Annotated in this window: 7 protein-coding genes; 2 read left to right on the top strand and 5 right to left on the bottom strand. The window is 45.9% G+C overall.

Going from position 1 to position 9,132, the window contains the following annotated elements:
• Window positions 1-205: 205 nt before the first annotated feature.
• From QUB33_RS23065 to QUB33_RS23085, 5 genes are all read right to left on the bottom strand, one after another.
• Entirely contained in the window at window positions 206-1,267 is a 1,062-nt protein-coding gene (locus QUB33_RS23065) for a pentapeptide repeat-containing protein (protein WP_333354791.1), read from the bottom strand.
• 339 nt (window positions 1,268-1,606) lie between these two features.
• A complete protein-coding gene (locus QUB33_RS23070) occupies window positions 1,607-1,765 on the bottom strand; it encodes a hypothetical protein (RefSeq protein WP_333354794.1) in 159 nt (52 codons plus the stop codon).
• Between the two features lie 987 nt (window positions 1,766-2,752).
• A complete protein-coding gene (locus tag QUB33_RS23075) occupies window positions 2,753-3,970 on the bottom strand; it encodes a histidine kinase (protein WP_333354798.1) in 1,218 nt (405 codons plus the stop codon).
• A 398-nt stretch (window positions 3,971-4,368) separates the two neighbouring features.
• The gene (locus QUB33_RS23080) at window positions 4,369-4,851 is read right to left on the bottom strand and encodes a BON domain-containing protein (protein ID WP_333354801.1); all 483 of its coding nucleotides are present in this window, start codon (window positions 4,849-4,851) and stop codon (window positions 4,369-4,371) included.
• Between the two features lie 483 nt (window positions 4,852-5,334).
• The gene (locus tag QUB33_RS23085; RefSeq protein ID WP_333354805.1) at window positions 5,335-5,889 is read right to left on the bottom strand and encodes a hypothetical protein; all 555 of its coding nucleotides are present in this window, start codon (window positions 5,887-5,889) and stop codon (window positions 5,335-5,337) included.
• 69 nt (window positions 5,890-5,958) lie between these two features.
• Here QUB33_RS23085 and QUB33_RS23090 point away from each other — a divergent pair, with 69 nt between their 5' ends.
• Complete coding sequence (locus QUB33_RS23090; protein WP_333354809.1) at window positions 5,959-7,359, top strand: S-layer homology domain-containing protein; 1,401 nt, start codon at window positions 5,959-5,961, stop codon at window positions 7,357-7,359.
• Between the two features lie 539 nt (window positions 7,360-7,898).
• Window positions 7,899-8,933, top strand: coding sequence for a histidine kinase (locus QUB33_RS23095; protein ID WP_333354812.1), 1,035 nt, complete (start codon window positions 7,899-7,901; stop codon window positions 8,931-8,933).
• Window positions 8,934-9,132 lie beyond the last annotated feature (199 nt).

Here is a 9,132-nt window from a genome sequence, read left to right on the forward strand (position 1 = left end):
AAAACTCAAAACTATTTTCTCTTAATCAACTCATCATATCAATTCCGGCTGTCCCGGAATGATATCAAATCCGCGCTTCATAGTCAGGGGTAAAGTCGAATCAAGCTCGCAACAAATAATTCGCGCCATTTTCATTTTTTTGACCCCTCATTCTACAGTCAACAGTCAACAGTCAACAATGATTCCGGTGGAGCCGGAATCGATATCAATCCCGGCTGTGAGTAGCTCCATTCGGCAAAATCGCCCCGCCCAAAGCTGCTTCATTCAAATTATCAACATTCAAGCTCGCCCCAATCAAATTAGCCTCGGACAAATTAGTTCCTGTCAAATTCGCCCCTGTCAGAGAACTTAGCAGCAAACCTGCTCCCGACAAATTGGCGTGACTCAAATTCGCCCCCCGCAAATCCGCTTCCAGCAAGCTAGCACCTGCCAAATTCGCACCGCTCAAGTTAGCTCCCCGCAAAGAAGCTTTGTTCAAATTCGCAGCCCTCAAATCAGCATTGTGCAAAATCAAACCATTTAAATTAGCTTTACTCAAATTAGCTCCCTGCAAGTCGGCACTGCTCAAATTAGAGCCATTTAGATTGGCCGATTGCAAGTCAGCACCGCTCAAGTCAGCACCGCTCAAATTAGCAGCGCAAATAGATGCCTCCCGCAGACTTGCTTCGCTCAAAGAAGCCCCAACCAAATTGACGCCGCTGAGATTTCCGCGATTGAGATGAGCCCGAGTTAAAGTTGCTCCGCTCAGGTTTGCGCCGGTCAAGTCTACCTCGCTGAGAATCGCTCTCGTCAGATTTGCTCTGCTTAAGTCAACCCCGCTCATAATTGCTCGGGTCAGCGTCGCCCCGCTCAAATTAGCCTCAGTTAGTTTTGAGCCGCTTAGCAAACAAGCTCCTACTAAACTCGCTCCCGTCATTACAGCTTTGCTCAAGTCAGCCTGAGACAATATTGCTCCGCTGAGATTTGCCCCGCTAAAATCTGCTCCGAGCGCCACAGTTCCAGTTAAACTAGAACTCCCGAGGTTAGCTTCAATTAATTTCGCCTTAGACAAATTAGCCCCGCTCAAGTCGGCGCCGTTTAAATTAGCTGCAATCAGTTTGCTTTTAATTAAGTTGGCGCCTTTCAAATTAGCGCTGCTTAAATTTGTTCGACTGAGATTAGCTTCACTCAAATGAGCTTCAATGAGGTTAGCCCCTCGAAAATCTCGTTCCCCGTTTCTATGTCTAATTAAAAGTTCATCGGCACTTAAAATTTCAGTGAAATTCATAAAAAAAGTTGAGTGAGTTTCCTTAATTTCTCGATGTTCTCTGTTGTCTGAAAAATTGTACTATCGTGTTTGGCCGTAAGTTTTTTCAACCTATACTGCCATATTAACAATTGTCAAAACTGGTTGATTCCTAGCATCACCCTGCTCACCTAGTTATAACTCACGAAAAACCCGGTTTCTCGTAAATAATCTGGGTGTTTTCAGCGCGGCAGTCATGAAGAAACCTAGTTTCTCGCCGCGTGTAAGCCCTGTAAGTCTTATTTGGCTAGTAATTAGTTGGCGGTTGATGTTAGTTGTTAATTGTTAGTTGTATTTATACTAACTGCTAATCACTAACTATTAACTGCTAACCATGTAGCAAAATACCGAGAAGTTGTCGATCGCTCTTGTCAAGGTCGATCGAATATTGGGGGTATTGCTGGCGGCATCCGCGCCGCATTCTGACCGGAAAAATTGCTGGTACAGGCGATCGAATTTATTAGTGCAATCAAGAAACAAGATCTCGGAGCTTCAACCCCAAATGCCTTCTACATAAATGCCTTCTATCTTCGATCGCCCATGAAAGCAGAGCCCGGTCAGCTCAGCTAGTTTCACCTCCCCCCACTGTGCTGCGCGCCAGTGAAATCCAACAGGAAGGCTGTTTCCCTCGGAGTGCTGAACGAGTCGCAGGCAAAGCAAACAATACGCTGCGCTGAGCCTGAGATTTCGCGAAAAAACGAGCCGCGAGCCATTGTGCTCCCGCGCTGCTGTGCTTGCTGTTAATCTTTACTCGATCCATGAGCGCTTGCGGTTCTAATTAACAGAACACCCGACACCAGACGCGCTCCCGGACATAAAAGCTGTTCCTGGGCTTCTCAAATGTTTCGCTGAGGCATTCCCAGAAAAACTGTATTCCTGTAGCAGGTCTTGCCAACGGCAATTCGGCTGCTACAGCCAACTAATGACCGGCCTAAGTCTTGCCCCAAGGCTCCGACAATATTATTATTCTAATATTTGCCGACCACCGCAGGCATTTCTGGGCGCGCGGGACTGGGTACTTCACCTGTATAAGTTGGTGAAATTAGCCACCCCATAATTAAAGATAGTCGCTCTTTGACAAACTGGGCAATATCTGCTGTAATTTATGTCATCTAATTTGATAATACTGCGGGGTTTGCAATCGAGCTGTAGTGAGTGTTACAGAGTAAAAAAACACTGCGGATTGAGGGTATAAAAATTAAGGAAGCCGATCGATCCTCCGGCGCAAAGCCCAGCTCACGGCCTGGGCCACCCATCAACATTCAACTGGTGACAGGTCGCGTTTTTTAAAGTTTCCAGGACAAAAGCCGACTTTCAGAGAAAAAGCCGACTTTTGAGATAATTTTACCGAGGAAGTGCAAAACTCCTAGCTCGCCCATGTTGCTCGGATCGGTTTCCACAATCCGAGTGCGCGAGCGCGACTACCCTGCAGGAAGCAGAAACAATACCCCAACAAACTCTGAAGTATTAAATCAGAGGGCGGTTGGTAGTGCCCTGAGTGGGATCGTAAATACCAGCGGTAGTATCAACGCCAGGAGTGCCGGGAGCGCCGTAATCAGCCCGAGCGTTATCGACGCTGGGAGTATAGTCGTAGGTGTTCCAATGCTGAATGCCTCCACGGCTCAAAATGGTTTCAGCTCTAGCGACTTCTGCTTCGCTGCCGTCAACCAGTACCAAGTAATCTCCCCTTGCCACGCGATCGTTGTATGCTCTAGCTTCCTCTTCGGGAATTCCCATACCGACTAAAGCTCCAATCAAGCCGCCTGCTGCTGCACCCAAAGCCGTACCGGCTAGTGTAGTGGCGATCGCCGTAGCTGAGGCTCCTGCCAGCATAATCGGCCCGATTCCCGGAATGGCCACTAGACCCAGACCTACCAACAAGCCTGTCAAACCGCCCAAAGTGCCACCTGTGAGGGCGCCTTTTGTGGCTCCTTCATCGGATTTGTTGTCCGTGCTGTCGTGCACGTCAATGCCTGCTATCTCCCCTTTCGAGTCAGCATCCTTAGCGATAACCGAAACCCGATTCATGTCGAAACCGGCAGTTCTAAGTTCTCCCAGTGCGTGTTCCGTCTCGCGGCGGGTTGAAAATACTCCGACGGCGCGCTTCTGGCGGCCCGAAGCTCTGCGGCCGGTCTCTGCCGGCACATCGTAAATGCCCCAATCCTGAATGCCCCGCACGCTCATAATTCCTTCGGCTGTGGCGAGTTCGGCATCTGTTCCTTCTACGAATACCAAATATTCTCCGCGCGAGACGCGATCGTTATAAGCTTTAGCTTTTGCTTCGGGAACTCCCAAGCCGACCAAACCGCCTACCAAACCGCCGGCTGCCGCCCCAATCGCGCCTCCAACCACAGTATCTGCTAGCAGAGTGGCGATCGCGCCCCCCGCCATCACCGGGCCAACTCCCGGAATTGCCAGCGCTCCAATGCTTCCGAGCAACCCAATCAAACCGCCCGTCACGACTCCCGCTGTCGCGCCTGCTTTTGCGCCGCCGCCCACTTTGTCGTCGGTACCCTTACCAGTACCAGTGCTAGCGCCCGCAATTTCGCTGCGATCGAGATTTTCCCCAACTACCGAAACTTTATTCATCGGAAACCCGGTACTTTGCAGCTCCATCAGGGCTAGTTCCGTATCTCGGTAATTAGAAAATGCTCCTACAGCTCGCTTGTGTTGACCTAAAGCCATTTTTTTTCTCCTTGAGAATATACTACTTTTACACAACCACAGAATTTATGCTCTGCCATCAATCACATTTAGTCATTTTTTTCCAACATTTTTCATCGGTCGCTGGGAATAACTTCTGGCTCTATCTTCAGGTTGGTTTCCCACTAATTATCCTGGCTGAAAAATCTGAAATTGGGAAGGGGAAGTTGCAGGTATTGCGCGAGTTTTGAGTGCGTTAATTTTAAATTCAATTTACACCCTTTAACTTAAAAACCCGCTATCTCTAGAGAGTCAGCTAAGCGTTGCGATCCGCTCCCAAAGCAATCTTACAATGCCAAACTTTACCCTCTTCCCTCAGACTTCTCTCCTAGATTGCTACATCCTTCTTCCTTGTTTCCCTCGGACTTCTTCCTTTTAATTTATTGATTGCTGCTAGGCGATGGGGATGCAGCGGGGGCGACAACAGCGGTAACATTCACCTGTTTGACACCCTTAATCTCTTTAGCTAGCGGCTCAATTTTAGCTAAATCTGTTTGACTGGGAACTGTGCCACCTACCGTGACAAGGCCATCTTTTGCCTCAACAGTTAGCGCACCTTTAGTGATGTTTACTTCTAACTTGGAGCGCACTTCACTTTGCAGGTCGCCATCGGCTCTTATTGCATCGCCGCCCGTCACATTGTTGCGCTGTTCTCTTGCCCTGATATCAGAATTTGCTTGGTTTTTGCGAATATCGCTCGTTGCGTCACCCTGAGTTTTTTGAACTGTCTCGGCTGGGGGCGGGCTAGTGCTATTTTCTGTGGTAGAATTAGGAGCATCAGAGCTAGTTTTAGCCCCTTCGCTGCAAGCAGCAGCTCCAAATAATAGGATGCCGCTGAGGATAATTGGTGTTAGTTTGTTCATAATAGGTTAATAGCCTCCGGGTAAGCTTTCGATGAGTCTGACTTCGTTGAGCCAGATTTAGGAGCCAGATTAAGCAAGACAGAATCTTTGTTTCTGTCTTTGTTTGTGCTTTCTGCGTTGATTTTTTATAGGATGTAAAAATCCTTATATCAAATATATACACTTGAGCAAGTATCTACATCGCTCCACGGGTGTAAAATTTATCTATGTCGTTAGATAGAGTACAAAAAACAAAATAAGGTCTTAAAGCTAATTCAACTTAATTAGTCGGGCACGCACTATTCCTCAGAAACCCGCTTGATTCCGAAATTTTTAGTTACTAAAGCTAATCTTTTCCTATACACCAAGTTTATTAAATGCGTAAGTTTTATTAATAAATTTGAGCGCTACTCTCAACTAATTTTTCAATTTTCCCGGTTCACTCAATATCCATCCCTGAAATCCGTTAAATCCCGTACACTACTCATTGTAAAATTTCCTGCTTCAAAACAAACGAAAAGAGTCGAGAAATTTTTGAGCATTTTCGGGTTCTGGGGTAGTGGCAACCAGGCCGTAAACGCGCGTTTCCACCAAAAAAACTTGACCTACACCTACAGGTTCAGTGGGGGAAAGCGGCTGAAACTCAAATTCTTTTCCCGGATAGCCTCCGAGGGAAATATCCCGCACTTGCAAGACTTTAGCATTCGCTGCCACGACGAAAAGATCAACGGCATTATTTAAAGTAATTCTGATATTATTGATATTATTGTTCCTCAGTCGGAAATCTAAATCAAAGTATTGAAGCAAATAAGATTCTTTGTTTTTTAAGTTCGATCGGTATGTATGAGCAATAATTTGATTTGAAAAAATTTCTGAATTAATTTTAGGAGTTCCCGGCATATCGATCGCAAACTGACCCATCGCCGAGCAAAAAGGCTGCCACTCTGGCGTCTGAATTTCTGCCCGCAGCGGGGCTGGTTGAGATGCAGCGGGACGGGCAAACTTGACCGGGTATGAAAGTAATGTAGCAGTAACTAGAAGTAAATACAGAAATTTCATTTGGGTAAAAATTATATATGCCCGATCGATCTGCGCTAGCCTAGAAATATATCTGCAAAGGGGCGATTTATGCTGAATATTATATTTACTCAAGGGCGAGGCAACTCTCAAGGACGATCTAAAATCACTAAAACCAATAAAACCAATATACTCGCTGCTGTAAATACTTGGCTGGCTGTATGTCTGCTGGCTGCTGTCACAGCTTGTGCAAACAGCCCCAACAGCAAGGCCCTCGAAGAATCTTTAGCCGCCGATCCGAAATTAAAACAAAATCCAGTGGTTTTCTCTTCCCCGCCACCGGCAACAGCAATTGAGACAAACTCTAGCGCCAAACTTCCTCCCGATTTTCCGACAGAGATTCCACTCTATCCTAATGCTGAGTTAATCGAAGTTGGTGGGCAAACCGATCCGTCGCAAAAAAAGGTGCGGCTGCGCTGGGAAAGCACAGATCCTGTTAATTCGGTTCAGAACTTTTACTCCACAGAGTTTGGGCGTCGCAACTGGGAAATAGTCAGCCGCCCCACCGCCGAGGGACAAGGTTCTTTGGTAGCAACCCGAGATAATTTGCGGGTAACTGTGTCGCTTTCTCCTACTCAGAAAGTAGGAGGTTCTACAGAATTTGCGATCGACTACAGCAAAGAAAGCCCCGAGATTGCCGCCAGTCCCCAACCTAACAATTCCGAGTCTAGCGCATCTCCAACCGCTTCACCAACTCCATCTAATTCAGAGGGAACTACTCCAACGCCATCCGCCTCGCCAAAATCAGCACAAGTTAGCCAACTAGACACCCAAATTCCTCAACAGTTGCGGCAATATGTGGCAGATTTAAGTCAGTTGGAAGCGCTGAAAGTGCGATCGAATGAAAGTGGTAATTTAGAAACAGCCAGCACTTTGCCCAAACCCAACAAAATTGTCACTCGCCGCGAATACGCCCGCTGGTTAGTAGCAGCTAACAATCAGATTTATGCTAGCCGTCAAGCCAAACAAATTAGATTAGCAGTAGACTCTAGCGAACCAGCCTTTTCTGACATACCCAAAACTGACCCGGATTTTTCAGCAATTCAAGGTTTAGCAGAAGCCGGTGTAATTCCGAGTTCGCTTTCGGGAGAAACTAAAGATGTGAAATTTCGCCCGGATGCACCTTTAACTCGCGAAACAATGATTCTTTGGAAAGTACCTTTAGACACTCGTCAAGTTTTGCCCACAGCTAACATTGACGGAGTGAAAGAAAAGTGGGGTTTTCAAGATGCTTCTAAGATAGATTCCCAGGCATCGCGGGCCGTTTTAGCTGATTTTAACAATGGAGATTTGGCGAATATTCGCCGCGTTTTTGGTTTTACTACACTGTTTCAGCCGAAGAAATCAGTGACTCGTGCCGAAGCTGCTGCTAGTTTGTGGTATTTTGGCGTTCAAGATCAGGGATTGTCTGCTAAAGATGCCCTGGAAGCAAAGTCTCAACCTGCTGAGTAGAGTTGTTTGGGGTGGTTAAAAGTTTTGAACACAGCATCTACTTACCAATACCCAAGAAACCGGGTTTTTTTTCTGTAAGCAAACCCGGTTTCTGCGTCCAAGACTGATGAAATTGTACCAATTTTTGATAAATCGGGCTGCGATCGCCCGCAACAAAAATTGCAGCTTGAGTTTCTAGGATTTCGGTGAATACGGCTTACCCAGAAACCGACTTTTATCTACGAAAATGCCCTGTAAAACGCGAGGCATATCCGGTGAAAAACCCCGTTTCTTTAATTCCTATGGGGGAGTTCTCGTAAACAACCCTTTTACAAATTAAACATCGGCTTTTCTGTCCTTGTGGCCTATCCTAGGGGAGAGATTTTTTTTCTTTAATCTTAATTTCTGTATCCAGCCATACAACTGCTGCATTTGGCGGGCAAATTTTATACATATTTTAACTAGCACTTTGTTCAAAACTCTCAGTAGGATTCCGGATGCCGTAGCGGCCTTAACGATAAATGAACAAGAGTGTTTGAGCTCTTGGAGAGCATTTTTTAATGTACGATATTACCTTATTTACCCCGCAAGACATGGCTAAATGCAGCTTAGTCCTGCGCCACTTAGGTAGAAATACTGCTAGTATGGAAGCCAGCAGCCAGAAGATTGTTAACTATATTTACCGGCATTTTTGCAATTCGCAAACTGGAGAAAATAGCTGTGCCTTAGTGCGTTTGTTCAAAACTCATCCCTACGGGGAATTAGAAGACTCATTGCAACAATCCGCCCGCCGCTTGATGAAGGGCAATTCCCCCACCGCCGACATGAAATGTTGGACTCTGCTAGCAGCAGCAGGCACACAACCGCAGTGGAATTCTCGGCACACAGCAGCAGAACATACAGCTATTCCATTAGTTAGCACAAAATTAGTGGCTCAAATGCCGGCGATTTCGGAAATAATCCGGCAGTTTGGTTTAGACATTCCTACATTCCTCGGAATTGAGCGAGAAAGGTTCCTGCAATTAGAACCCGCAGTATTAAATATTTTTCACGTATCAGAAGCAAAAGGCAGCCCCTTTATTCCTGAGCAAAATTCCTTAATTATCCCCTACCAAGTCAAGTCTGTCTTGGGATTTGGGGGACTTCTGCCGTCAGGAAGTTTGTTCGCGGTACTGATGTTCCTGAAAGTTAAAATTCCCCCAAGCAGGGCTGAAATGTTTAAAGATTTAGCACTTAGTGTAAAAACAGCATTGTCTATCCCCTGCGAACTAACTGTTTTTGACTATTCAAAAAATCCTAAAAATTTTGTTACTAATAACAATTTAGCCGAAACCCAACTACTGGAATATCAAGTTGCTAATTTAATTCAATGTCTGGATTTTTCAGAACAAGAAATGCTCAAACAAGCCTCTCGGTTTCAACAGACAATTGACAATTTACAGCGCGAACTAGCCGAGTACAAGAATAAGGAACAAGCTTTGAAACTAAGCCAAAACTCGTTTACAGGTATCCTCAATATTCCCAAAGAGGCTATTGGTAGTCTAGAGGAAAATCAAGGAATTCAGCATTTTAATCAAGGGGAAGAACAGATTTAAACCAAGCTCTGTGTTTAGCAACCCGGTTTATCAAAGAAACCGGGTTGTTGCTGTGTTTGTTCAGTGAATTTTACTTTTAGAGGAAGGAATGCGAGCATCCGGCTCGCTGTATATAGCAATCATTGCAGGAGTCGTAAATTTTTGACCCCACCCCAACCCTCCCCTTATCAAGGGGAGGGAGTAAGAAATTCACAAATGA

The sequence above is a fragment of the Microcoleus sp. B3-A4 genome, from assembly GCF_036705385.1.
Classification (GTDB): Bacteria; Cyanobacteriota; Cyanobacteriia; order Cyanobacteriales; family Microcoleaceae; genus Microcoleus.